Annotated in this window: 19 protein-coding genes; 7 read left to right on the top strand and 12 right to left on the bottom strand. The window is 65.4% G+C overall.

Annotation, left to right across the window (positions count from 1 at the left end; genetic code table 11):
* Nucleotides 1-10 precede the first annotated feature (10 nt).
* From Q7I88_RS01860 to Q7I88_RS01845, 4 genes are all read left to right on the top strand, one after another.
* On the top strand, nucleotides 11-673 hold the full coding sequence (locus Q7I88_RS01860) for a DUF4167 domain-containing protein (RefSeq protein WP_305097342.1): 663 nt from the start codon (nucleotides 11-13) through the stop codon (nucleotides 671-673).
* 3 nt (nucleotides 674-676) lie between these two features.
* Nucleotides 677-2,242 carry an apolipoprotein N-acyltransferase gene (gene lnt / locus Q7I88_RS01855; RefSeq protein WP_305097341.1) on the top strand — a complete coding sequence of 522 codons (1,566 nt, stop codon included), beginning with the start codon at nucleotides 677-679 and terminating at the stop codon, nucleotides 2,240-2,242.
* Nucleotides 2,243-2,297: 55 nt separating this feature from the next.
* Nucleotides 2,298-3,506 carry a methionine adenosyltransferase gene (metK, locus tag Q7I88_RS01850; protein ID WP_305097340.1) on the top strand — a complete coding sequence of 403 codons (1,209 nt, stop codon included), beginning with the start codon at nucleotides 2,298-2,300 and terminating at the stop codon, nucleotides 3,504-3,506.
* Nucleotides 3,507-3,635: 129 nt separating this feature from the next.
* Nucleotides 3,636-5,507 (top strand): M3 family oligoendopeptidase, encoded by a 1,872-nt coding sequence (locus Q7I88_RS01845; RefSeq protein WP_305097339.1) that lies wholly within the window; start codon nucleotides 3,636-3,638, stop codon nucleotides 5,505-5,507.
* A 1-nt stretch (nucleotide 5,508) separates the two neighbouring features.
* On the opposite strand, the gene Q7I88_RS01840 is transcribed toward Q7I88_RS01845, so the two are convergent.
* Nucleotides 5,509-6,774 carry a spinster family MFS transporter gene (locus tag Q7I88_RS01840; RefSeq protein ID WP_305097338.1) on the bottom strand — a complete coding sequence of 422 codons (1,266 nt, stop codon included), beginning with the start codon at nucleotides 6,772-6,774 and terminating at the stop codon, nucleotides 5,509-5,511.
* A 225-nt stretch (nucleotides 6,775-6,999) separates the two neighbouring features.
* On the opposite strand from Q7I88_RS01840, the gene Q7I88_RS01835 reads away from it, so the two are divergent.
* Complete coding sequence (locus tag Q7I88_RS01835) at nucleotides 7,000-8,373, top strand: sensor histidine kinase (RefSeq protein ID WP_305097337.1); 1,374 nt, start codon at nucleotides 7,000-7,002, stop codon at nucleotides 8,371-8,373.
* Here the strand turns inward: Q7I88_RS01835 and Q7I88_RS01830 are convergent.
* Both Q7I88_RS01830 and Q7I88_RS01825 read right to left on the bottom strand, forming a co-directional pair.
* A complete protein-coding gene (locus tag Q7I88_RS01830) occupies nucleotides 8,361-9,020 on the bottom strand; it encodes a CoA transferase subunit B (protein ID WP_305097336.1) in 660 nt (219 codons plus the stop codon). The genes Q7I88_RS01835 and Q7I88_RS01830 overlap by 13 nt on opposite strands.
* Nucleotides 9,020-9,727, bottom strand: coding sequence for a CoA transferase subunit A (locus tag Q7I88_RS01825; RefSeq protein WP_305097335.1), 708 nt, complete (start codon nucleotides 9,725-9,727; stop codon nucleotides 9,020-9,022). The genes Q7I88_RS01830 and Q7I88_RS01825 overlap by 1 nt, the downstream gene beginning before the upstream one ends.
* 413 nt (nucleotides 9,728-10,140) lie before the next feature.
* On the opposite strand from Q7I88_RS01825, the gene Q7I88_RS01820 reads away from it, so the two are divergent.
* The gene (locus Q7I88_RS01820) at nucleotides 10,141-12,456 is read left to right on the top strand and encodes a CDC48 family AAA ATPase (RefSeq protein WP_305097334.1); all 2,316 of its coding nucleotides are present in this window, start codon (nucleotides 10,141-10,143) and stop codon (nucleotides 12,454-12,456) included.
* A 59-nt stretch (nucleotides 12,457-12,515) separates the two neighbouring features.
* On the opposite strand, the gene Q7I88_RS01815 is transcribed toward Q7I88_RS01820, so the two are convergent.
* Nucleotides 12,516-13,601, bottom strand: a complete 1,086-nt coding sequence (locus tag Q7I88_RS01815; RefSeq protein ID WP_305097333.1) for a mechanosensitive ion channel family protein — start codon at nucleotides 13,599-13,601, stop codon at nucleotides 12,516-12,518.
* Between the two features lie 48 nt (nucleotides 13,602-13,649).
* Nucleotides 13,650-16,529: a DNA polymerase I gene (gene polA / locus Q7I88_RS01810; protein ID WP_305097332.1), complete on the bottom strand. Its 2,880-nt coding sequence runs from the start codon at nucleotides 16,527-16,529 to the stop codon at nucleotides 13,650-13,652.
* A 272-nt stretch (nucleotides 16,530-16,801) separates the two neighbouring features.
* Between polA and Q7I88_RS01805 the strand changes: the two genes are divergently transcribed.
* Nucleotides 16,802-17,053 carry a hypothetical protein gene (locus Q7I88_RS01805; RefSeq protein ID WP_305097331.1) on the top strand — a complete coding sequence of 84 codons (252 nt, stop codon included), beginning with the start codon at nucleotides 16,802-16,804 and terminating at the stop codon, nucleotides 17,051-17,053.
* Between the two features lie 87 nt (nucleotides 17,054-17,140).
* On the opposite strand, the gene Q7I88_RS01800 is transcribed toward Q7I88_RS01805, so the two are convergent.
* The 7 genes from Q7I88_RS01800 to Q7I88_RS01770 all read right to left on the bottom strand — a co-directional run bounded on the left by Q7I88_RS01800 (nucleotide 17,141) and on the right by Q7I88_RS01770 (nucleotide 25,265).
* Nucleotides 17,141-18,190, bottom strand: a complete 1,050-nt coding sequence (locus Q7I88_RS01800; RefSeq protein WP_305097330.1) for a serine hydrolase — start codon at nucleotides 18,188-18,190, stop codon at nucleotides 17,141-17,143.
* 159 nt (nucleotides 18,191-18,349) lie between these two features.
* The gene (locus Q7I88_RS01795) at nucleotides 18,350-19,123 is read right to left on the bottom strand and encodes a class I SAM-dependent methyltransferase (protein WP_305097329.1); all 774 of its coding nucleotides are present in this window, start codon (nucleotides 19,121-19,123) and stop codon (nucleotides 18,350-18,352) included.
* A 38-nt stretch (nucleotides 19,124-19,161) separates the two neighbouring features.
* Nucleotides 19,162-21,138: a protein-L-isoaspartate(D-aspartate) O-methyltransferase gene (locus Q7I88_RS01790; RefSeq protein WP_305097328.1), complete on the bottom strand. Its 1,977-nt coding sequence runs from the start codon at nucleotides 21,136-21,138 to the stop codon at nucleotides 19,162-19,164.
* Between the two features lie 11 nt (nucleotides 21,139-21,149).
* Entirely contained in the window at nucleotides 21,150-21,557 is a 408-nt protein-coding gene (locus Q7I88_RS01785) for a baeRF12 domain-containing protein (protein WP_305097327.1), read from the bottom strand.
* Nucleotides 21,558-21,761: 204 nt separating this feature from the next.
* Nucleotides 21,762-23,402, bottom strand: a complete 1,641-nt coding sequence (gene groL / locus Q7I88_RS01780; protein ID WP_305097326.1) for a chaperonin GroEL — start codon at nucleotides 23,400-23,402, stop codon at nucleotides 21,762-21,764.
* A 55-nt stretch (nucleotides 23,403-23,457) separates the two neighbouring features.
* On the bottom strand, nucleotides 23,458-23,745 hold the full coding sequence (gene groES, locus Q7I88_RS01775) for a co-chaperone GroES (protein ID WP_305097325.1): 288 nt from the start codon (nucleotides 23,743-23,745) through the stop codon (nucleotides 23,458-23,460).
* A gap of 122 nt (nucleotides 23,746-23,867) precedes the next feature.
* Nucleotides 23,868-25,265, bottom strand: a complete 1,398-nt coding sequence (locus Q7I88_RS01770; RefSeq protein ID WP_305098643.1) for an MATE family efflux transporter — start codon at nucleotides 25,263-25,265, stop codon at nucleotides 23,868-23,870.
* Between the last annotated feature and the right edge of the window lie 34 nt (nucleotides 25,266-25,299).

Genomic DNA, 25,299 nt, shown 5'->3' with positions numbered 1-25,299 from the left:
CGAATTTCCCTTGAGTCAAAATCGAAACAACAATCGCCGCCGCGGCCGGAACAATCGCGGCCCGGGTGGCGGCAACCAGGGCAACCGGATCGACAGCCGGGCGCGGGGCAACGCGCCGCAGATGCTCGAGAAGTACAAGAAACTGGCGCACGACGCCTCGCTCAACGGCGACCGCGTGCAGACCGAGTACTATCTGCAATTTGCCGATCACTATTTCCGCGTCATCGCCGACATCAAGACGCAGAAGGACGAACAGCAGCGTTCGCGCGGCAACAATGACCGCGACGACGACGACAACGACGACGATGACGGCGAGGACGAGCGCCAGTCGCGCGACGACCGCGGCGGCAGCCAGCGCGGCCGCCGCAACCGTGACGATCGCGACAACGATGGCGATCGCGGCCAGCAGGCCGACGAAGCCTCGGACAAGAAGCAGGACGAGAGCGAGGGCGACAATCCCTTCGTGCGCGATAGCAAACCGCGCCGCGGACGTCCGCGCAAGAAGGCCGACGACAGCGATTCCGGCGGTCTCGACCCTTCGAGCCTGCCTCCTGCGATCGGCAAGGACAACGGCAGCCAGGGCGAAGACAACGGCCAGGAGGAGCGTCCGCGTCGCCGCACCCGGAGCCGCCGTCCGAGCGGCGACGAAGAGGCTCTCGAAGCGCACGGCTAAGCCATGGAGCGGCTTTCGCGCGCGCTGACCTGGTTCCCCGACAGGCCGCGGATTGCCGCTTTCGGTTTCGGCGTTCTCGCCGCGACCGGATTCCAGCCGTGGGGATTGTGGCCCCTCGCGCTCCTCGCCATGGGCGGCTTCGCGCTGCTGCTCCCCCGCGCCCCGGGCTGGCGCCAGGCAGCCGTGACTGGCTGGTTTTTCGGCATAGGGCATTTCACCCTCGGAAATGCGTGGATCGCCACCGCATTCACTTACCAGGCGAACATGCCGCCTGCGCTCGGCTGGATCGCCGTGCCGCTGCTGGCATTGTATCTCGCGGTCTTCCCGGCCCTGGCCGCGGCGGGGGCCCGTGCACTCGCCGGCCGAATCGCGTTTCCGCTCGCGTTTGCCGGGTGCTGGGTCTTGTCGGAATGGCTGCGCGGCTGGCTCTTCACCGGTTACCCGTGGAATCCCTTCGCCATGGTCTTGCTCGGGCCGTTCGACCGCCCGGGACTGGCCGCGATTGCCCCGTGGATGGGTACGTACGCGCTGTCCGGCGTTGCGGTTCTCGTATCGGTGCTGCTGGCAGCGGCGCTCGCGGGCCGGCGCTGGTTGCCCTTTGGTCTCGCTGCGGCGCTCCTGGGCGCCGGCATGTACCTGCCCGCCGGTCCCGGAGCGCCGGGCTCGACGCGATTTACCTTGGTCCAACCGGATATCCGGCAAGAGCAACTCGACGATCCGCGTTTCTACGAGGACAATTTTCGCAAGACCGTGCAACTCAGCACGGCCCACGATCCTGGCGCGGAGCGGCTCTTGCTGTGGCCCGAGTCCGGCGTCCCTGACTATCTCGAGGACGGCTATCCGCAGCGCTTTTACGACGCGGCGACGGCGTTCGCCGATCCGGCGCTGGCGCGAAGGCGCATCGGTCAGGCCATCGGGCCGGGTAGCACGCTGTTGACGGGCACGGTCGACCTGAAGATCGAGGATGGCCGTGCCGTAGGCGCCTTCAATGTCGTGACCGCGGTCGATTCCGCGGGCGCGATCGTCGCCTCCTACGCCAAGGCGCACCTGGTGCCCTACGGCGAATACCTTCCGCTGCGCTGGCTTCTCGAACCGCTCGGCGCGACGCGGCTGGTGCCCGGAGCGCTCGATTTCCTGCCCGGCCCGGGGCCGCGGACGCTGGATCTCGGCGGGCTCGGGAAGGCCGGCGTGCAGATTTGCTACGAAATCGTCTTTTCGGGTCAGGTCGTCGATGCAGCGCATCGCCCGGACTACATCTTCAATCCGTCGAACGACGGGTGGTTCGGTCCATCTGGCCCGCCGCAGCACCTCGCGCAGGCGCGCATGCGGGCGATCGAGGAAGGCTTGCCGATATTGCGCGCCACGACCACCGGCATCAGCGCAATCATCGACGCGCGCGGCGTGGTTCGCGATCACATTGGCCGCCTGCGGGCAGGGCGCATGGACGGCACGATTCCGCCCCCCGCGCCGCCGACGCTCTTCGCTCGTACCGGCAACCTGCTGGCCCTTGGCTGGGCGCTGCTTTTTCTTTTGGCCGGCCTTGTTGTAACGCGGCAGCGGGATCGTTAGACGGCTTACGAAAATTCGTCCTGAGAGCCCATTCCCTGAAAGGAACGATAACCCGATGCGCAACAGCTACCTGTTCACGTCCGAGAGTGTGTCCGAAGGCCATCCCGACAAGGTTTCGGACCAGATATCGGATGCTGTTGTGGACCTCTTCCTGGCGAAGGATCCGGAAGCGCGCGTCGCCTGCGAAACACTTACCACCACTCAGCGGGTCGTCCTCGCGGGCGAGATTCGCTGCAAGGGGGTCTATGAAAACGGCGCCTGGGCGCCGGGCGCTCTCGAGGAAATCGAGCGCACCGTGCGCGGCGTGGTGAAAGACATTGGCTACGAGCAGGACGGCTTTCACTGGGAAACGCTGACTTTCGAAAACCTGCTGCACGGCCAGAGCGCGCACATCGCGCAGGGCGTGGATGCCGGCGAGGCCAAGGACGAGGGCGCCGGCGACCAAGGCATCATGTTCGGCTTTGCCTGCGACGAAACGCCCGACCTCATGCCGGCGACGCTCGATTACAGCCACAAGATCCTCCACCGCATGGCGGCGGATCGCAAGAGCGGAGCGGCGCCCTTCCTCGAGCCGGATTCCAAGAGCCAGGTGACGCTGCGCTTCGCCAACGGCAAGCCGGTCGCAGCAACCGCGATCGTCGTCTCGACCCAGCACGCGCCAGGTTACGATAAGGGCGACAAGAAGGCCGAACTCGAAGACTACGTGAAGAAGGTCGTTGCCGATGTCCTTCCGTCCGAGCTGCTGAGCGACGAGACGGTCTACCACATCAACCCCACCGGTAGCTTCGAGATCGGCGGCCCGGACGGCGACGCCGGCCTGACCGGGCGCAAGATCATTGTCGACACATACGGCGGCGCTGCGCCGCACGGTGGCGGGGCGTTTTCGGGCAAGGATCCGACCAAGGTCGACCGCTCGGCCGCTTACATTTCACGCTATCTTGCGAAGAACGTGGTCGCCGCGGGCCTGGCCAAGCGCTGCACGATCCAGCTCGCCTATGCCATCGGTGTGTCCGAGCCGCTTTCGCTCTATGTCGACACCCACGGTACCGGTACGGTCGAAGACGGCGCGCTGGAAGAGGCGATCAAGTCGATCGACAAGCTTGGCAAGCTGACACCTCGCGGCATCCGCACGCACCTCGGGCTCAACAAGCCGATCTACCGCGCGAGCGCGGCCTACGGCCATTTTGGGCGCAAGGCGGAAGGCGATTTCTTTCCCTGGGAAAAGACCGATCTGGTCGACGATCTCAAGGCCGCCATAGGCTGATCGGGGCGGGCGTTCGACCAATGCCCGCCTGCCTTCGTCGAAGCCCGTCAGCGCCCTTGCCCATGACGCGCGGTGAGCTAGCCTGCGCGCCATGAACGCGCCTGCCTGGCGCCAATGGAAACATATGACATGCTTCACACCGATCGTCGCAGCATCCTGGCTCTGGCCGCCACCATGCCTTTCGCCGCCAGTTCGCTTCCGGCTCTCGCCCAGGCCGCCGATGGCGCTGCCGGCGGCGATTGGGATCTCAGCGAAATCTACCCCGATTGGGCGGCATGGGACGCCGCACGCAAGGATGTGCTCGCCGCGCTCCCGCGTCTTGCCGCCTACAAAGGTCACCTCGGCGACAGTGCGGCGGCTATGGCCAAGGCCATGGTGGATATCTCGGATGTCACCAAGACGGCGGTCAGGGTTTACGTTTTTTCGTCGCTGAACGCGGATGCCGACGTGCGCGTGGCGGAAAACCAGGAACGGCTCGGCCAGGCCTCGGACATGTTCACCGCGCTGAGCGAGGCGACCTCGTGGACGTCGCCCGAAATCCTCGCGCTCGGTCAAGACCGGGTCGAAAGCTTCATTGCCCAGAACTCGACGCTCGCGGCCCGCTTCGCCTTCGGCCTGCGCGATACATTGCGCGGAGCGGCGCACACGCTCGATGCCTCCGGCGAAGCGATCCTGGCTTCGGCCGGCGCACCGCTGAACGGCCCGGCGGACGTTCGCGGGCAACTCGTTGCATCGGACATGCCGCGGCCAACCGTGACCCTGAGTGACGACACCGAGATTCGGCTCGACGACCAAGGATACACGCTCGCCCGCGGCACCGAGAACCGCGACGATCGCAAGAAGGTGTTCGCCGAATTCTGGGATTCCTACGCCGCCTTCAGCAACTCGCTCGGTGCGGCCTATGCTTCGAAGATCAAGGGCGACGTGTTTCGCGCCAAGACGCGCAACTATCCCAACACGCTGGCTTATGCACTCGACGGGCCGAACATCCCCGAGGGTGTCTATCGCACACTGGTCGACGAGACCAACAAGGGCCTGCCGCAGCTGCATCGCTATTTCGACCTGCGCCGGCGAATCCTCGGCCTGCCCGACATCGGCTATTATGACATCTATCCGCCGCTGGTCTCGCTCGACCGCAAGTTCACCTTGCCGGAAATGCGCACCATCACCTTGCAGGCGCTGGCCCCGTTTGGGCCCGAATACGTCAGCCTGTTGACCGAAGCGACGACCAAGAAATGGATGGATCCGCGTCCGCGGCCGGGTAAGCGCTCGGGCGCCTACATGAACGGCAGCATCTACGACGTACACCCCTATTTGCTGCTCAACCTGGGCGAGGATTACGAGGGGCTGTCCACTTACGCCCATGAATGGGGCCACGCCATCCACACGCTGCTGTCGAAGGCGCAGAACCCATACGAGACCTATAGCTATGCGACCTTCATCGCCGAGATCGCCTCAACGGTGAACGAAGTTTTCCTCAGCCGCTACATGATGGAACGCGCCAGCACCAAGGAAGAGAAGCTGTTCTACCTTGGCCAGCAGCTCGAGAACGCCCGCGGCACCTTCTACCGCCAGACGATGTTCGCCGAGTTCGAGTTGAAAGCCCACGAGTTGGCCGAGAACGGCGAGGGGCTCTCGGGTCGCAAGTTCGCCGAACTCTACATGGACCTGCTACGCCGTTATCACGGACCCGACATGATCCTGCCCGACAACGTGGCGCACGAATGGTCGTACATCAGCCACTTCTTCCGCGGCACGCCGTACTATGTGTTCCAGTACGCCACCTCGATCTCCGCCGGCACCTGGTTCGCCAAGTCGATCCTTGAGGGCGGCCAGGCCGAGCGCGATGCCTTCCTCGCGGTCCTCAAGGCGGGCGGATCGGATTATCCGGTCGACATCCTCAAGAAGAAGGCCGGTCTCGATATGACCAAGCCCGACGTCTACCGGGACTTCGTGGCGACCATGAGCGACACGATGGACCAGATCGAGGCGCTGCTCTGACTCATCCCCCTTCACCGCGGACCTTTGCCTGGTCCGCCGCAAGGTGGCGCGCGGCGAGCAGGTAGTGGGTTCCGGCCCACAGGTAGGCCAGCGCCGAAAGCGCCATGGCGTAAGTGAGGCCCTGTGCGGGGCCATAGCGAAGCGAAAAGGTATCGCTGAGGTATCCGACGGCCAGCGGCCCGAAACCGCCGGCCACGCCGTAGACCATGCCGAGCAGCGCGCTGGCGGTCGCCCGCATGCGCGGGTGCATAAGGTTCTGCAGCGCGGCGTAGGTGATGCCGAGATAGCCGAACATGAAAACGGTCGAGACGCTGACCAGCGCGAGCAGCACGGTCAGGTCGCCGCGGGTGATGGAGAAGGCATAGAGCGGCCCGCCGACGAGCAGGCACACTCCCGGTACAAGGGCGTAGGCCGCCGGGTGCTTCTCGCCGAACTTGTCGCCAAGCCAGCCCGACAGCACCACCGATATCGCCGCGGGCAGGCTGGCGATGACCCCGGCGTAGAGCCCCGCCTCGCCGATGCCGAGCGCGAACTGACGCATCATCAGCGAGGTGAAGAAGTAGTTGATGCCGAAGCCCAGCGTTGCCGCGATGGCCGAGCCTATGACCAGGTTGCGCGAACTGGGCAGGCCGAACAGTCTCGCGACCACCCGTCCGAGCGAGGGCACCTCTTCGCTGGCACCGGCGTCGTGCCGGCCGCGCGGCGGTTCGGCGACGAACAGCCACGCCAGCACGGCGAGGATCGCGCCCGGAATCGCCGCGATCAGGAAGGTGAAACGCCAGTCGTAGGACTGGGCGATGGCGCCGCCGCCCACGTAGCCGATGAAGGCGCCGACCGGCGGAGCGAGCATGAGCATCGACATGGCAAGGCCGCGCTTGTTCGCGGCGAAGTAGTCGGCGACGACCGACTGGTTGCCCGGCAGCCCGACCGCCTCCCCGACGCCGACTCCGACGCGTGCAAGCAGGAGATGCGCCCAGGTCCCCGCCCAGCCACAGGCCGCGGTGGCGAGCGACCACAACATCGTGCCGGCCGAAATCAGCGTCAGGCGCCGGACGCGCTCGGCAAGCCGAGCGACGACGATGGCGAGACCGATGTTGACCGCGGCATAGGCGAAGCCGAGCAGCGAGACTTGGGTATCGCTGAGACCGAATTCCAATTTCAGCGGCTCGACCAGCACGTTGACCACGATCCGGTCGACGAAGCCGACGGTGGCGATGCCGGTCAGGATGGCCAAGGCCAGCCATGGCGCGTCGCGGCGCGTTTTCATTTGCAGAACTCTCCCGCTCCCGTTTGTGCGGGCATAGCCGGTTCGGAGTCCGTTTCACTAGCGAAGTTCGCCTATCATCCCAGCTTGCGGCACTTTTCCCAAGGCGATGCGCGCAGCGCGTCCGCCTGCAGTGAAAGCGCGAGTGGCCAGGCAAGCACGCACCGTTAACTGGACCGGTAGGCAAAGGGGCGATAGTGCGGCTTTCCGGTTTTTGAGGAGCACGAAGTGCCTGAGACTGCGTCGGGGTTGAAAGCGCTGATCGAACAAACCCCGGCGATGCTCTGGCGGGGCGACCAGAACGGACGCTGCGTCTTTCTCAACCGGGCGCAAAGGGAATTCTGGGGTGTCGAGGATCCCGTGCTCGACGCGTTCGACTGGTCCTCGACGTTGCTCGCCGAAGACCGTGAACTCGTGTTCGGTCCGTTTCAGGAGGGCATGGCCAACCGCCAGGCGTTCACTTGCGAGGCCAGGTACCGGCGGGCGGACGGTGCCATCCGGGTGCTGCGAACCAATGCTGCTCCGTATTTCAAGGAGGGCGTCTTTCTCGGGATGATCGGCGTCAATCAGGATGTGACCGACCTCAAGGATATTCAGGCGGACCTGGACACGCGCAACCGGGAACTGGCTGGCAGCCTTCGCCTGGCGAACGCCGCGACCCGCAGGTTCGAGCTGGCGAGCCGGATTTCCGGCCTGGCCATGTCGGAACACGACCGCACCCTTCGCTATACCTGGGCCCACAATCTGCCCGATGCCTGCCTCGGCAAGACGCCCGCGGAATTTGTCGGCGGAGAGCTCGGCGCGAGGGTCGAAGCAATTCTAAAGGGTGTTCTCGAGACCGGCGAGCCGGCGGCGACCGAGATCGATTTCACGGTCGAGGGCCAGAGGCGCTGGTGGGAGATCCAGGCCTGCCGTACCGAGGCGGGTGGCGACGAGCCCCGGGTAATCGCCAGCGCGCTCGACGTCACGGCGCGTAAGCTGAACGAAGACAAGCTCGAAGTGCTGGCGCGCGAACTGGCTCACCGGGTGAAGAACATCTATTCGGTAACGCAGGCCATCATCCAGCAGTCGGCCCGCACGGCCGATGTGGATCCGGACTTCGTGCGTTCGGTGTCTGAGCGCCTCGCGACGCTGGCCCATGCACAGGATTCATTGTTGGCCAGTCCCAACGACCGCGTTTCGGTCAAATCCATCGCCGAGGCGAATCTCCGCCATTTGAGCGCTGTCGACGTCAGTGGGGACGAGGCCACTCTGCCAGGACGGTCGGCGCCCTACCTCGCTCTCGCGCTTCACGAACTCGGCACCAATTCGCTCAAGTATGGCGCACTGGCGCAAGCCGAGGGCAAGGTCGAGCTGGCATGGCAGGTGGATCGGGCAGGCGACCTCCGCATCGCCTGGGTCGAACATTCGCCAACCCCGCCAGCGGCGAGCGACAAGGAAGGCTTCGGCACGGCGCTCCTGACCCGCATCTTTGCCGGAGCGACCGGCGGCCGCGTGGAACGGGAACTCACCCCGTCAGGCTTGCGATGGTCGGCGGTCATCCCCACTGCGCCGGATCTGCAAGTGGGCGACCAGTCAGCGCAGGCGGATCAGGTCACGTAGCGTGCGGTGGTTTTCTCGGCCACTTCCTCGGCCGTCACGCCCGGTGCCCGTTCGACCAGCCTGAACGGGCTATCGTGGTCGGGGCGGTGGAAGACGCACAGGTCGGTAATGATCATGTCGACCACATTGGTCCCCGTCAGCGGCAGCGTGCATTCGGGGATGAACTTGGGATCGCCGTTCTTGCTGACGTGCTCCATCACCACGATGATCTTCTTGACCCCGGCGACGAGATCCATGGCGCCGCCCATCCCCTTGACCATCTTGCCGGGAATCATCCAGTTGGCGATGTCGCCATTCTCGCTGACCTCCATCGCCCCGAGCACGGTCAGATCGATGTGACCGCCGCGGATCATCGCGAAGCTGGCCGCGCTGTCGAAATAAGCGCTGTGCGGCAGCTCGCTGATGGTCTGCTTGCCGGCGTTGATCAGGTCGGCGTCTTCTTCGCCCGCATAGGGGAAGGGGCCGATGCCGAGCATGCCGTTCTCGCTCTGCAGCGTGACCTGCATGCCGGCCGGGATGTGGTTGGCGACGAGGGTCGGGATGCCGATGCCGAGGTTGACGTAATAGCCATCCTCCAGCTCCTGGGCTGCGCGGGCGGCCATTTGGTCGCGGGTCCATCCCTTTGCGAGGTGGTCGTGCGTGGTCATCAGGCCGTCTCCCGCTCGCGAGTGGTCGTGAACTCGATCTTCTTGTCGTAGGGCGCGCCGAGCACCATGCGCTGGACGTAGACGCCGGGCAGGTGGATGCAGTCGGGGTCGAGCTCGCCCGGCTTCACGATCTCTTCCACCTCGACGACGCAGACCTTGCCGCAAGTCGCGGCGGGCAGGTTGAAGTTGCGCGCGGTCTTGCGGAAGACCAGGTTGCCGGTCTCGTCGGCCTTCCACGCCTTGACGATGGCGAGGTCGGCGAAGATGCCGCGTTCGAGGATGTAGTCCTCACCGTAGAAGGTCTTCACTTCCTTGCCCTCGGCGACCTGCGTGCCGACGCCGGTCTTGGTGTAGAACCCCGGGATGCCGGCGCCGCCGGCACGCATGCGCTCGGCCAGTGTGCCTTGGGGGCAGAACTCGACCTCAAGCTCGCCGGCGAGGTACTGGCGTTCGAACTCCTTGTTCTCCCCGACGTAGGACGAGATCATCTTCTTCACCTGCTTGGTGCGCAGCAGCTTGCCGATGCCCTCGTTGTCGATCCCGGCGTTGTTGCTGGCGAAAGTCAGGTCCTTGACGCCGCTTGCCTGTATCGCCTCGAGCAGCCGTTCGGGGACGCCGCACAGGCCAAAGCCGCCGCTGGCGATGAGCATGCCGTCGCGCAGCACCCCGTCGAGGGCGGCGGCGGCGGATGGATAGAGTTTCTGCATGGCGGCTGGTTAGCGTCTCAAAATCGGGGTGTCACGCGCTCTCTGGCGGTTCCGAAAAAGGAATGGTGCACCGCAACGTGAACCGACTTTCAGGTCTCACGAGGTTATTTTACGATAGAAAACAATGGAGTTGCGCCATGTGCAATATGCGATGCTCTTTTCGCACTTGCGAAGATTTCGCGGGTGCAGCATAAGGAACGCGCCTTTCAGGCATCCTCTCCCAAACTTTCAGCCCGGGCGGAAACGCCCGGGCTTTTTTCTTGTTTGCGATCCACAGCTGCACTTTCGGTGTCTCGGGCGGAACCCGTCTTGCGCTCCGAACGCTTTGACTCGTGGCACGCCTTGGATTCGCTGATGCGCATCCTTAGCTTGCCGGGACACAAGATCAGAAGCAGGCGGAAGAAGGCGAGCCCATGGCAGACGCGCAAGTGGCGGCAAAGGTCGACGAAGGTACCATACGGCTGCAGGTCGCCGCAGCGCGGCAGGAAGAAAGCGGGCGCGGCGTCGCTCGCATGCCGCGGAGTGCGTTCCAGAAGCTCGGCATCACCGAAGGCGATTTCGTCGAAATCGAGGGCAAGCGCGTCACCGCCGCGGTCGCTATGGCGGCCTATGACGAGGATGAAGCGCTCGAGGTGGTCCGGCTCGACGGCCTGCAGCGCGCCAACGCAGAGACGGCGAGTGGCGAACACGTGACCATCCGCCGCGCCGAAACCAAACCCGCGACGAGAGTAATATTCGCACCGGCGCAGCGCGAAATGCGGCTCCAGGGCCCGACCGAAGCGCTCAAGCGGGTGTTCTTCAACAAGCCGCTCGTCGCTGGCGACCTCGTCGCCACCCATGGCCAGCAGCCGGTGCAAAACGTGCCGCCGCAGGTGGCGCGGATGTTCAACGCACCGGCCTATGCGTTGACCCAGATCCGCCTGCAGGTCGTCTCGACCAGTCCTAAGGGCGTGGTCCACATCGACGAGAGCACCGAGGTCGAACTGCGCGCCGAGTTCGAAGAGCCGCGCGATGGCCGCGGGGTCATCAACTATGACGACGTCGGCGGGATGGAGGAGACCATCAAGCAGCTGCGCGAGATGGTCGAGCTGCCGCTGCGCTATCCCGAGCTGTTCACCCGCCTCGGCGTCGATCCGCCCAAGGGCGTGCTGCTGCACGGCCCGCCCGGCACCGGCAAGACCCGGCTTGCCCAGGCCGTCGCGAACGAAAGCGATGCCGAGTTCTTCACCATCAACGGCCCCGAGATCATGGGGTCGGCCTATGGCGAGAGCGAGAAGCGCCTACGCGAGGTGTTCGAGGAGGCCGAGCGCAGCCAGCCGGCGATCGTCTTCATCGACGAAATCGATTCGATCGCGCCCAAGCGGCAGAACGTCTCGGGCGAGGCCGAGAAGCGCCTGGTCGCCCAGCTTCTGACGCTGATGGACGGGCTGCAAAGCCGCACCAACCTGGTGGTCATTGCCGCGACCAACCGACCGGACGCGATCGACGAGGCGCTGCGCCGGCCCGGCCGTTTCGACCGCGAGATCGTCATCGGCGTACCCGACGAAGGCGGGCGGCGCGAGATTCTCGCCATTCACACCCGCGGCATGCCGCTCGGCGAAGGAGTCGACCTCACCGAGCTGGCGCGTTCTACCCACGGCTTCGTCGGCGCGGACCTCGCTGCGCTGGCGCGCGAGGCGGCGATCGAGGCGGTGCGCCGGATCATGCCGCGGCTCGACCTCGAGGCGCGCGAGATCCCGGCCGACGTGCTCGAGGATCTGCAGGTCGAGAAGAACGACTTTCGCGAGGCGCTCAAGCGCGTCCAGCCGAGCGCCATGCGCGAGGTCATGGTCCAGGCGCCCAAGGTCGGCTGGGCCGACATCGCCGGGGTCGACGAGGCGGAGGAGCGCCTGCGCGAAGGCGTCGAGCTTCCGCTCAAGAACCCGCAAGCCTTCGACAGACTCGGCATTCGCCCGGCCAAGGGTTTCCTGCTCTACGGACCTCCGGGTACCGGCAAGACCCTGCTGGCCAAGGCGGTCGCCAAGGAGGCCGAGGCGAACTTCATCTCGATGAAGAGCTCGGACCTGCTTTCCAAGTGGTACGGCGAGAGCGAGCAGCAGATCAGCCGGATGTTCGCCCGGGCCCGCCAGGTCGCGCCCTGCGTCATTTTCATCGACGAGATCGACAGCCTCGTGCCGGCGCGGGGCACCGGCGGTGCCGAGCCGCAGGTTACCGCCCGTGTGGTCAACACCATCCTCGCCGAGATGGACGGGATGGAGGAGATGAATTCGATCGTCGTGATCGGCGCGACCAACCGGCCGAACCTGATCGATCCGGCCCTGCTCCGCCCGGGCCGGTTCGACGAGCTGGTCTACGTCGGCCCGCCCGACGCCTCCGGACGCGAGCGCATCCTCGGCATCCACACGCGCAACATGCCGCTCGGCAGCGACGTCGATCTCGCCAAGATCGCCTCCAAGACCGAGCGCTACACCGGGGCGGATCTCGAAGACGTGGTGCGCCGCGCGGGCCTGATAGCCATCCGAAAGGGCGGCGCCGAAGCGAAGGACGTCAGCGCCACCGACTTCGCCGAAGCCCTCGAGGACAGCCGCCCGACGGTTACCGAACAGATGGAAAGCGAATACGCGAAGATGAAGGGGGAGCTCAAGCGCAAGGCGCTCGAGGTCAACCCGATCGGTTTCGTCCACGAAGGCATGGTCGAAAGTACGCGCGACAAGAAGCACGGAGACTGACGGCCGACTATCCTCTTCGCTTGCCGATGCGGCGATGCGGAGAGGATTTCCGGACCCCGTCAGGTCTGTGCCACCCGCGCGTTGGCCGCTTCGACTTCGAGGCGGTGGCGGATCAGCGCGTCCGGCATCTCGCGCCGCAGCCAGTCGATCATGTGCTCGCGTACGGCGCAGCGCAGTCCCCACAGGTCGCCGATCGTCGCCGCGCTCATCCCGAGCCGAAGCTCGATGCTTTCGGGATGGGCCTCTGTCATCAGCAGCGCGGCGGTGCGATGGTCCCATTCCTCGCGCGTTTCGAGAAAGCGCAGAAATTCGGCGCGGATCGGCTCGACCTCGGTTGCCGGATCGAGGTGCAGGAACACCGGGCCGGTCAACATCTCGCTCTTGCGCGACCAGTTCTCGAAGCTCTGCTCGAGAAAACGCGATGTGGGGACGATGATCACCCGCTCGTCCCAGGTGCGAACCGTGGCGAAGCTCATCCGGATTTCCTCGACACGCCCGGTATGTCCGTCGACCACCACCAGGTCGCCGATGCGCACCGGCTCGGTAATCGCCATCTGCAGCCCGGCAATGAGCGACTTGAGTGCCGGCTGCGCCGCTGCGCCAACGGCGAGGGCGGCAAGTCCGGCCGAGGCGAGCAGCGTCGTGCCGATATCGCGCACTCCCGGGATATCGAGGAGCACTAGGCCCACGGTGACGATCACGATGACCAGCAAGGCAGTGCGCGAAAGAATGGCGATGCGGGTCTGTCGGCTGCGCGCTGCGGCAAGGTCGACCGAGGCCTGTGCGTGCAGCGTCATGGCCCTGGCGAAGCCCTTGACCAGGCTAAAGGCAATCCAGCCGAGCAGCACCGGCATGACCAGACCGGCGAACCTCTCCCAAGCCATTTGCAGCGCCGGGGTCTCCCGCGCCGCCAGCACCAGGCCCAGCGTCCCCATCGCCCAACGCGTGGGCCGCTCCATCGATTCGACGATAATGTCGTCGCTCTCGGTGTTGTTGTGGCTGGCGAGCCGGCGCAGCAGGTCGAACAGCACGCGGTGCGCCAGCAGCGCTAGCGCCACGCCGAGCACTCCTGCCGTGACCGCGACGATCAGGTCCCATGCCCAAGGCTCGAATTTGGCAGCCAGGCTGTCGATCGTTTCCCTCATGGCAGCCGGGTAGGGGGAGGAAGCCGCGCCTTCAAGCCTCCCGTTCCGTCAGTGCGCGGCGTCCCAGCTCTTGCCGTGGCCGATCTCTATGCCAAGCGGGACGGTCAGCTCGACCGCCGGCAGCGCCGCCTCCGCCATGACCCGCTCGATCACCGGAGCGGCGGCGTCCACATCGCCTTCGGGCACTTCGAAGACGAGCTCGTCGTGAACTTGTAGCAGCATGCGCACATGACCGAGCCCGGCCTCGCCGAGCGCGGGCATCATGCGCACCATGGCCCGCTTGATAATGTCGGCGCTGGTCCCCTGAATCGGCGCGTTGATCGCCGCGCGTTCGCTGCCCTGTCGCTCGGCCTGGTTCTTCGAGCCGATCCGCGGGAACCAGGTCTTGCGCCCGAACAGGGTCTCCGAATAGCCGCGCTCGCGGACCTGCTCGAGGGTGGAGTGGATGTAGGCCTGGATCCCGGGGAAGCGCTGGAAATAAGTGTCGATGATCGCTTGCGCCTCGTCGGGCTCGATCCCCAGCCGGCCGGCCAGGCCCCAGCGGCTGATGCCGTAGAGGATGGCGAAATTGACCGTCTTGGCCCGAGCCCGGGTGTCGCGGTCGACGGTACCGAACATCTCCTGTGCAGTGCGCGCATGGATGTCTTCGCCGGCAAGGAACGCCTCCTTCAGCGTCGGCACGTCGCACATGTGCGCGGCGAGGCGGAGCTCTATCTGCGAGTAGTCGGCTGCAAGCAGGACGTTACCCTCCTGGGGGACGAAGGCTTCGCGGATCTGGCGGCCGATGGCGGTCCGGATCGGAATGTTCTGCAGGTTCGGGTCGGTCGACGACAGCCGCCCGGTCTGCGCGCCGACCAGCGAATAGCTGGTGTGGACGCGGCCCGTGGCGGGGTTGATAGCTGCCTGGAGGGCGTCGGTGTAGGTGCTCTTAAGCTTGGCCAACTGGCGCCAGTCGAGCACTTTCTGCGCCACTTCTGCGCCCTGCGCGGCGAGCCCCTCGAGTATCGCCTGGTCGGTGGAATACTGCCCGCTCTTGCCCTTGCGGCCCCCTTTGTAGCCCATCTTGTCGAACAGGATGTCGCCGAGCTGCTTGGGGCTGCCGATGGTGAATTCCTGACCGCAGCAGTCGTAGATTTCCTGCTCGATGCGCGCGATCTCGGCGGCGAATTCCTTACTCAGCCCAGCCAACCGCTGACGGTCGACGAGGATGCCGTGCCTTTCCATCTGCGCAACCACCGGGATCAGCGGTCGGTCGACTCGTTGATAGATCCGCGTGCCCCCTTCGAGAGCCAGGCGGGGCTTGAGCAGGGCGTGCAGCCGCCAGGTCACGTCGGCGTCCTCGGCGGCGTACTGCGTCGCCTTGTCGAGCGGGACTTCGCCGAACGGTATCTGCTTCTTCCCGCTGCCGCAGATATCCTTGAAGGTCAGCGTGGTGTGGCCGAGGTGGCGCTGGCTGAGCTCGTCCATCCCGTGCCCGCCGCCAATCCCCTCGATCGAGCGTCCGGCGTCCATGGCAAAGCTGATGATCATCGTGTCGTCGACGGGGCCGAGGGCAATGCCGCCGACGCTTTCTCCGGCCCGCGCAAGGATATTGATGTCGTACTTGATGTTCTGCCCGACCTTGAGCACCGCATCGCTTTCCAGCAGCGGTTTGAGCGCGGTGAGCGCGTCTGCCAGTGGGATCTGCTCGGGCGCCTCGGCAAACATATCGCTGCCGCCGTGGCCCAGTGGCACATAGCAGGCGTCGTTCGGGCCGAGGGCAAGACTGATCCCCGCAAGGTCGGCGCGCATCGCGTCTATGCTGCTCGTCTCGGTGTCGATGGCAACGAGCCGTGCGGCAAAGGCGCGCTCGATCCACGCCTGCAGCCGCTCCATCGTCTGCACGCATTCGTAGGTCGTGCGGTCGAGCGCGGGCATGTCGGGGGGAAGCTGGCGGTTGCCATCCGCCCCCGCTGGCGCGCCCCCGGTGTCCCGTTTTGCCGGATTGAGATTGGTAGTGCGGGTCGGACTGCCGCGTCCCGCGTGCAGCCGTTTGAGCAGGGAATTGAAGCCGTGAGTCTCGAGAAAGGCGGCAAGCGGCTCAGGTGCGATTCCGTCGAGCTTCATGTCGTCGAGGGGGACGGGCAGGGGAATGTCGCACTTGAGCTCGACGAGCTCGCGGCTAAGCATCGCCATGTCGCGCCCCTCGAGCAGGCGTTCCTTGAGTTTGGAAGTCTTCATCTCGGCCGCCGAATCGAGCGCGGCGGCGAGGCTGCCGTTTTCGGCGATCAGCTTGCTCGCGGTCTTTGGACCTATGCCGTAGATGCCGGGGACATTGTCGACGCTGTCGCCCATCAATGCCAGCACATCGCCGACCTTTTCGGGTGGGACGCCGAACTTCTCGATCACCTGATCACGGCCGATGCGGGCGTCCTTCATCGTGTCGAGCATGTCGATACAGCCGCCTTCGTCCACGCCCGGCTCGAGATCGTCTTGCGCGCATTGCCCGATGAGCTGCATCAGATCCTTGTCGCTCGAGACGATGGTCACATCCCAGCCCTTGCGGGTGGCCGCCAGAGCATAGCTGGCGATGAGGTCGTCGGCCTCGTAGCCCTGCTCCTCGATGCAAGGCAGGCTGAAGGCGCGCGTTGCGTCGCGAATCAGCGGGAACTGCGGCACGAGGTCCTCGGGCGGAGCGGGCCGGTGCGCCTTGTATTCGGCGTAGAGTTCATTGCGGAACGAGTGGCTCGACTTGTCGAGAATCACCGCGAGATGTGTGGGGCCGTCAGCCTTGTCGAGATCGTCGGCCAGCTTCCACAGCATCGTGGTGTAACCATAGACCGCGCCCACCGGAGTGCCTTCCGGATTGGTGAGCGGGGGCAGGCGGTGATAGGCTCGGAAGATGTAGCTCGATCCGTCGACGAGATAGAGATGCTGCTTTTCGGCCATGGCGCGGGTGGTAGCAGCGAGTGCAGATCAGGTCAGCCGTTTTCGCCCGCGCATTGCCGGGGATTTGCCCGTCCTGTTCAGTGCAGGGGCGCGGCAACTGCAGCTTGCGCGGAGGTGAACCAAATATGGCGCTTTGCCACATTCTGCTTGCCTCGCCACAAAGTCGCCATTATTGGCCGCCTTCGAGATCCACCCCCGGGTGGGTTTCGCGGGGGGTACGGCAGACTGCCGGTCCAACGCATTCCAAACTCGCTGTTTAAGGATACTAAAACATGCGCAAGATCGTTCTCGTTGCCGCGATTGCCGCCGGCGCCCTGTCGCTCGCCGCTTGCTCGGAAAAGACCGAAGACGCCGCTACGGAAGCTACGGATTCGGCCATGGCCGACACCGAAGCCAACGCCGACGCCGCGGTTGACGCAACGACCGACGCTGCCGACGCCACCGCCGACGCCGCGACCGACGCTGCTGCTTCGACCGAAGCCGCCGTGCAGGACGAGACTTCTTCGGAAGCTGCTGCCGACTAATCGGTTTCGTTCAACCGAACGAAAAGAAAGGGCGCGGCCTTCAGGCCGCGCCCTTTTTCTTTGCGCCGGGTTGCGCGCGATCGCTGGTCAACCGCCGGAGTCTTCGTATTTCGCCGAGGTCCACTCGCGCGCTTCGGCCTGACGTTGGACATAGGATTGCGCGTAGCCGTCGTAGATCGCCCGGGCGATGCTGGCGATCTTCGCCTCGCGGTTGGCGCGCGAGCCTTGGCCGGTGACGTAGATTGCCAGCGCGATCGAGCGCCCGTCGGGGCCCATCAGGATACCGACGTCGCTAGAGGTGTTGTTGAGCGACCCAGTCTTGTGCGCCACTCGGACGTCGTCGGGTAGCAGCGCGGGGATGCGGCGTGTGCCGGTGCGGCAACGCTCCATCGTATCGACCAGGATCATGCGACTCTCGGCCGAAAGCCACTTGCCCTGATAGATGCCGGTGACCAGCTGGACCATGTCGCGCGGAGTCGCGCTGTCGCGAACGTCGATATGGGTTGCCGGGTCGAACTCGCCGTCGTCGCGCACCAGCGTGGCGATGCTGCGGGTTAGGTTGTAGTTCTTGATGCCCGCGCGGCGTGCCCAATCGTTGACAGCCGCCGGTCCTCCGACGGCATGGAGCAGCGCGTCGGTTGCAGAGTTGTTGCTGCGCGTCAGCATCAACTCGATCAGGTCGAGCGCAGTGTAGTACTGTCCCTCGCGTACCGGCGCAGACGTTGTCGAGAATGGTGCCGAGCGCATCGGGATAAGCAGGGGCAGTTCGCGCGTCAGCGTCCAGCGGCCCTTGTCGACCCCTTCAAGGTACGTCGCGGCAATGGCGATCTTGCTGGTACTGGCCATGGGGAAGCGCTGGTCCCCGAGCACGCCGATCTCCTGACCGGTCGAAAGATCGACCGCGGCCACACCGATGCGGCCCTTGGAGCCATCGGCGAGTTGGGCGACGAGCTGCTCGAGCGGGCTGTCGATACTCGGGGTGAAATCGCGCGGCACGCGCGTCTCGGTCCCGAAGGTGTTGTCGAAGGCGGCCTCGAAGCGCGACCCAAGGCCGGCATCGTCGGCTTGTGCAGGGACCGCAGCGGCAAGCGCAAAGGCCAGCGGGGCGATCAGGCGTCCGATCGTGCGAAAAGTCATACCGTTAGAATTATCCATCCAGTCCTGCTGAAAAGTTAATCCTTTCCGCCGCCAAACTGCAACGATGCCCGCGACGAACGGACGTTTTCGGCCGGACGAGACGAGTCTGCGATGACCCGTTTACCCGGAATAAAGCCAAATTCGAGAGAGTTGGCTCTCTCAGATGGGCTTCCTGAACCGCAGCGCGAACTGGTCGGTCTTGCCGCGAATCGTTGGTGCGAACACGTTGGCATCGCGCGGATCGTCGGGCCGGGCATAGAAATCCGCGCTGCCGTCGAGCACGAAGCCGGCTGCTGTGAGCGTGTCGATGACGAATTGCCGGTCGATCCGGTGCAGCTCGCTGGTGCGGCTGGTGCCGCTGCCGTCGGGCGCGGAATGATCGATCACCACCAGCGTCCCGCCGGGTTTGAGAGCGTCGTAGAACGCCTTGACCGCTTTGGCCCCCGTTCCGTTTGGCATCTGTTCGATGAACAGGTCATGGAAGTTCTGCACCGTGAGCAGCAGATCGAGCGGTTCGGGGAAGGCTGGGGCGGCGATCGGCGAACGGACCTTGAGGACATTGTCGTAGTCCTTGATCACCGCGTCCTGTTCGTCGGCATAGGCCGGCCGGAAGGCGACGAATTCGTCAGCGGTGAAACCGTAGATTTTCCCGGTTTCGCCGACGGCCGGGGCAAGCATTCGGGTCCAGTAGCCGCTGCCCATGAGGTAGTCGCCGACAATGTCGCCCTTCTTCACTTGGGTAAATTCGAGCACTTGCTTTGGCAGGCGCAACGCGTCGCGCTCCGTATCGGCAGCCGGACGGCGCGAATCGGCAATCGCGGGGCTGTAGTCGGCGGGCGCGGCCGATGCCGGTGCATCGCCCTGCGTGGCCGGCGAGCAAGCGGCCGACAGGGCAAGCGAGGCAAGGGCGGGCAACAAGAACGAACGGCGCATCGGCATCTCCTCTCCCAAAGAGCCGGCAGCCTAACGCGTCAAAGCCCGAACGGATAGGTCTCCGCGTCGCCTTCATGGCTCTCGTGCGCGACGAGGGGAGGGAGCGCGCGCGTTTCGTCGAACCAGACCAGTGCATCGAACTGTTCGGACAGGATGGCGTGGCTGTAATGGCTCCAGCGCTCGGTCTCGGGCCGATAGATAACCCCGATGAAGCGCTCGAGCAGGGGCTCGGAAAGCCGCTTCGTCAGCGCCTGGTGTTTCTCACGCCTCAGGTCGAGCAGGAAGCGCGGGACGCCGCTGTCGTGGAGTACTCGCTCGTAGGAGTCTCCACGCGAGGGCAGCACGTGCTTCGTCTCGTGGTCCGAGTCCCAGTCGGCGGCGGCGGTGACGGTTCCGGTGTGAGTGCCGAACCCGATCAACGCCACCTCCTCGCCGAGCCTCTCGCGTACCAGCTGGCCGATATTGTGCTCGCCGCGTACCCGGCCCATCTCGGTCGCGCGGGCATCGCCGATATGGCTGTTGTGCGCCCAGACCACGGCCTTCGATTCGCGTCCGCGGTGTTCGAGGAGGTGCATGAGCGTATCTGCCATATGGCTGTCGCGCAGGTTCCAACTCTCTGCGCCGCCATAGTACATGACTCGGTAATAGCGCTCGGCCGACGCGACGAGGCGCGCATTCATCGCCGCCCCAAACATCTCCCCATCTTCGTGCAGCGCGCGTTCGAGCAGGTCCCGGCATTCATCGACCACCTGCCGTTCACATTCGGCATAGCCTTTGTTCAGCGCGGCGCGACCGTAGGTCGAGGGCTCCGCCTGCCAAGGCGTCAGGCAGCCGTAGCGCTCGCGCGCAATCGCGGCGGCTTCTGGATCGTGCTCGTCGAGATAGGCCAGCACTGCGGCGATCGATCCGGCCATGTTGTAAATGTCGAGCCCGTAGAAGCCGGCCATTTCGCCAGAAGGACGGCCGCGATTGGCGGCGTGGAGATCGTGCATCAGTCCGGCAATGACCGAATTGCGCCACATCCAGGTTGGAAAGCGCCGGAACGGACGCGGCGCGCCGGCGCGGGGATGCTGATGGCGGATATGCCGGTCGAGCACGGCGGCGTCGGGCCAGTCGGCCTCCGCGGCGACGATGGTGAAGCCGTGCTCCTCCACCAGACGTTTCGTGATTGCCGCGCGGGCGGCATAGAATTCGTATGTCCCGTGACTGGCTTCGCCCAGCATGACGACACGCCTATCCGCGAACCGATCGAAGGCGGCGGCGAAGGCGGGATCGTCGATCGCAGGTAGCGGCTCGGCGCTCTCGGCAATGCATTCGGACAGGCTCAGCTCGCGCGCTGGGCGGTGGTTCGTTGCTGCCCTGGTGCCTTCCTCCCAGCGTCCGTGCGCGCCGATCAGCGGTACGAAGCGCACGCCGCCGAGATCCTGTTCGCGCCAGCTTTCCGGTCCCGTGCGCGTAACGCAGAGCAGCGACTGGACGCTTTCGCTGCCCACCGGGACCACCAGTCTGCCGCCCACCGCGAGCTGCCGTTTCAACGGCTCGGGCACCTTGTCACCGCCGGCCGCGACGAGAATGGCGTCGAACGGCGCTTCGTTCGGCAGGCCCTGGGTTCCGTCGGCGCAGATAATCGAGACGTTCTTGTAACCCAGGCGGTCGATCCGCTCCGCCGCGCTGCGCGCCAGCGCCTCGTGCCGCTCGATTGCGAAAACCTTGTCCGCGATCCGGCCGATCACGGCCGCGGCATAGCCGGATCCCGCGCCGACTTCGAGCACGCGGTCCCCCGACTTCACGCCGGCGGCGTCGATCATCAGCGCAACTATATAGGGCTGACTGATCGTCTGCCCGGCGCCGATGGGCAAGGGGCCGTCCTCATAGGCGAATTCCCGCAGCGATTCAGGTACGAACTCCTCGCGCGGAACCTCGCGGAACGCACGCAGCACCTCGGCGGCATCGATCCCTCGGCGGCCGATCTGCCGCTCCACCATCCGATCGCGAAGGGCGGTAAAGTCCGTCATCGCCGCATCTCTCAGGCGCTTTCGATGGCCGCCTCTATTGCCGGCAGAGGTTCACCGGACAGGTCCTTGGCAATCTCGCCGACCAGCCGAGCGTCCAGTTCCTTGTGGTAGTGCCGGCGCATTTCGCCGAGCGTCTTGGGATCGGCGATGACCAAGAGCGCATCTATTTCGTTGCTCAGCACCTGTGCGTTGAGCCACTCGACCGCAGCTGCGCCGTGGGCGAGCTCGTTCAGATCGGTCGAACCGTTGCGCTGGCCTGCATCGTCCTGATGGCGCACGCCGGCGCTGAAATTGGTCGCTTCGATATCGGGTTCGCCGAGAGCTTCGAGCTTGGGTTCGAACAGGGTTCCCGTGTTGCGCAGCATGAGAAAGCGCTCTCCGTCGAGCAGCGCGACGTGGGCGTTGTTTGGGAGCTTCATCGTCTCTCCTTTCTTGGGCGTTCGCCAACCGAACGGGCGAGCGTCGCCAAAGTGCCGGCTCCGCGCCTCGAAAACGAGATGTGGAACCGCAGAGCGCCTCGGGCCACTCGTAAATCACCGGAGTTCAGCTCCGAGCTCCCGACGACGAAAGGGGCCGGCGGATCGCTCCGCCGGCCCCTCGTTTGCTTGCTTCGGCGTGGGACTTTAGAAGCCCATGCCGCCGCCCATGCCGCCCATGTCGGGCATGGCGGGGGCCGGCTTGTCTTCCGGGACCTCGCTGATCGCCGCTTCGGTGGTGATCAGCAGGCCGGCGACCGAAGCCGCGTCCTGGAGCGCCGTGCGAACGACCTTGGTCGGGTCGACCACGCCGGCCGCCACGAGGTTCTCGTAGGTGTCGGTCGCGGCGTTGAAGCCCTGGGTCTCGTCATCCTCGCGCAGGAGGTTGCCCGAAACCACGGCACCGTCGTGTCCGGCGTTCTCGGCGATCTGCCGGATTGGCGACATGATCGCCTGACGGACGATGTCGATGCCGCGGGTCTGGTCGTCGTTGTCACCCTTGAGCCCGGCGAGAGCCTTGGTGGCGTAGAGCAGCGCGGTACCGCCGCCCGGAACGATGCCTTCCTCGACCGCGGCGCGGGTCGCGTGGAGCGCGTCGTCGACGCGGTCCTTGCGTTCCTTCACCTCGACCTCGGACGCGCCGCCGACCTTGATCACCGCAACACCGCCGGCCAGCTTGGCCAGGCGTTCCTGCAGCTTTTCCTTGTCGTAGTCGCTGGTCGTTGTCTCGATCTGGGCACGGATCTGCTCGACCCGGGCCTTGATGTCGGAGCCATCGCCCGCGCCATCGACGATCGTGGTGTTGTCCTTGTCGATGGTGACGCGCTTGGCTTCGCCGAGCATGCCGAGCGTGACGTTCTCGAGCTTGATGCCGAGATCCTCGGAGATCATCTCGCCCTTGGTCAGGATCGAGATGTCCTGCAGCATCGCCTTGCGGCGATCGCCGAAGCCGGGGGCCTTGACGGCAGCGACCTTGAGGCCGCCGCGCAGCTTGTTGACTACCAGGGTCGCCAGCGCCTCGCCCTCGATGTCCTCGGCGATGATCAGCAGCGGACGACCGCTCTGCACAACCGCTTCGAGCACCGGCAGCATCGACTGCAGGTTCGACAGCTTCTTCTCGTGGATCAGGATGTAGGGGTTGTCGAGTTCGACGACCATCTTTTCGGGATTGGTCACGAAGTACGGGCTCAGGTAGCCGCGGTCGAACTGCATGCCCTCGACGACGTCGAGCTCGAATTCGAGACCCTTCGCTTCTTCGACGGTGATCACGCCTTCCTTGCCGACCTTCTCCATCGCTTCGGCAATCTTCTCGCCGACTTCCTTGTCGCCGTTGGCCGAAATGACGCCGACCTGGGCGATCTCGGCGGTGCCGGAGACGTCCTTGGAGCGACCCTTGAGGTTCTCGACGACCTTGCTGACGGCGGTATCGATGCCGCGCTTGAGGTCCATCGGGTTCATGCCGGCGGCGACCGACTTCATGCCTTCGCGCACGATGGCCTGGGCCAGCACGGTGGCGGTGGTGGTGCCGTCACCGGCGAGATCGTTGGTCTTCGAGGCCACTTCGCGCAGCATCTGCGCGCCCATGTTCTCGAACTTGTCCTTGAGCTCGATCTCCTTGGCGACGGTAACGCCGTCCTTGGTGATGCGCGGCGCGCCGAAGCTCTTGTCGAGCACGACGTTGCGGCCCTTGGGGCCGAGCGTGACCTTGACGGCATTGGCGAGCGTGTCGACGCCCTTGAGGATGCGCTCGCGCGCATCGCGGCCGAACTTTACGTCCTTGGCAGCCATTTTCGTTTCTCCTGGAAATTCGTGTCTGTTGGGAAAGCGTGCGGGAGTGCGGCGATCAGCCGATCACGCCCATGATGTCGCTTTCCTTCATGATCAGCAGGTCTTCGCCGTCGAGCTTGACCTCGGTGCCCGACCACTTGCCGAACAGCACGCGGTCGCCGGCCTTGACGTCGAGCGGCGTGACCTTGCCGTCTTCGGCCTTGGTGCCGGTGCCGACGGCGACGATTTCGCCCTCGCTCGGCTTTTCCTTGGCGCTGTCGGGAATGATAATGCCGCCGGCCGTCTTTTCCTCGGCCTCGATGCGGCGAACCAGCACGCGATCGTGCAGCGGACGAAATGCCATCGTGGTAGCCTCTCTACAAAGTGAACCCTGGTTTGGCACTCTCTATGCGTGAGTGCCAGCGGCGCGCATATGAGTATGCCGCGCGCGGGCGTCAAGCGGAGTCGGCGACAATATTTTTCGGATCAGGCGGGCACCAGGCCGATCCGGCCGCGCGCTGCGAAGCGCAAGGTCAGCAAGACCGCGACAACCGTAAGGCCGATGGCAAGTCCGATCCAGATGCCGGTTCCGGCCAGCGGGGTGTAGAAACCCAGCCAGACCGCGGTGCCGAGACCGGGCACCCAGTAGCCCAGCAGCGCCAGCCACATCGGCACGCGGGTGTCCTGCAGGCCGCGCAGCACGCCGGCGGCAACCGCCTGCACCCCGTCGGAAAGCTGGAACGCCGCGGCGATCATCATGAACTGGACGGCGAAGGCGATCATTTCCGCATTCTGCGGCAGGTCGACATCGACGTAGAGCCGCAGGATCGGTAGCGGCGCCAGCACCATCAGGCCGGCCGAGAGCAGCATGACGCCGGCGCCGATGGCCAGCGCGCTCCATCCCGCGCGGGCGATCCCGTCCTCGTCTTTCGCCCCGAAATGGTAGCCGACGCGGATCGTCGCCGCCTGGCCCACGCCGAACGGAATCTGGAAAGCGATCGAGGCGAGCTGCAGCGCCAGGGCATGTGCGGCCAGCTGGGCGGGTCCGATCCGGCCCATCAGGAATGCGGCGGAAGCGAACAACCCGATCTCGGCAAGGATCGTGAAGGCGACCGGCGATCCCTTGGCCAGCAGTTCGCGCAGCCGGCTCCATTCGGGCCGCCACCAGTTGCCGAACACCCGGTAGCGGCGCAGCCGCCGGTCGGAATAGATGGCCACGACGTAGCTCGCGCAGATGAAGCACGACACCGTGACGCTGGCCAGGGCGGATCCCTCGATCCCCAGCGCCGGCATCCCGAAGTGGCCGAACACGAAGCTGTAGTTGGCCAGAGCGCCGACGCCGATCGCCGTGACGGTGATCATCGTGGCGAAGACCGGCCGACCGAGCGCCGAGACGAAGTTGCGCAGGACGCTTGAGCAGAGCATCGGCACACCCGCCCACATCAGGATGCGAAGGAAACGCCCGGCGAGGTCGGCGACGTGCGGGTCCTGGCCCGTTGCGAGCATGATCGCGTTGCCGAAATGCAGCGGCAGCAGTGTCACGGCGCCGAGCCCCACTGCGAGCCACAGTCCCATCCGGACCGAGCGGCGGACCTCGCGCACGGCATGCTTGCGCCGCCCGAGTTCAGCGGCAATCAGCGCCGCCACGAACCCGGTCATCCCGGTCAGCGAACCGAGAACGACGATGAAAAGCGAAATGCCGAGGCTCGATGCCGCCAGCGCATCCTCACCCAGCCGGGCGACGAAGATGACGTCGATCGCGTGAACCATCATCTGCGCCGTGTTGGCGAGCGCCAGCGGCCAGGCGAGCGCCAGGGTAGCGAGTATCTCGCCGCGCCAGCCTTCCCGAGCGCGCGGGGGCTTGAGGATCGGGTCCGTGGTCATGATCGTCTGCGCTTCGCCCAGGTTCGACCCGGGC

Origin of the sequence: Croceibacterium aestuarii, assembly GCF_030657335.1 — a bacterium.
Taxonomy (GTDB): Bacteria; Pseudomonadota; Alphaproteobacteria; order Sphingomonadales; family Sphingomonadaceae; genus Croceibacterium_B; species Croceibacterium_B aestuarii.
This window is presented reverse-complemented; position numbering and strand designations above follow the sequence as displayed.